This is a genomic window from Rahnella rivi, from assembly GCF_019049655.1.
GTDB lineage: Bacteria > Pseudomonadota > Gammaproteobacteria > Enterobacterales > Enterobacteriaceae > Rahnella > Rahnella rivi.
The window spans coordinates 1-255 of the sequence record NZ_JAFMOX010000006.1; the positions used below are offsets into that span (position 1 = coordinate 1).

The following is a 255-nucleotide window of genomic DNA, read 5'->3' on the forward strand; positions in this document are numbered from 1 at the left end:
GTCGGTTCGGTCCTCCAGTTAGTGTTACCCAACCTTCAACCTGCCCATGGCTAGATCACCGGGTTTCGGGTCTATACCTTGCAACTTGACGCCCAGTTAAGACTCGGTTTCCCTACGGCTCCCCTATTCGGTTAACCTTGCTACAAAATATAAGTCGCTGACCCATTATACAAAAGGTACGCAGTCACCCAACAAAGTAGGCTCCCACTGCTTGTACGTACACGGTTTCAGGTTCTATTTCACTCCCCTCGCCGG

Annotated in this window: 1 rRNA gene; it reads right to left on the reverse strand. The window is 51.0% G+C overall.

The annotated features are described in order from the left end of the window. Positions 1-255, reverse strand: a 23S ribosomal RNA gene (locus tag J1779_RS25810); the annotation flags it as partial.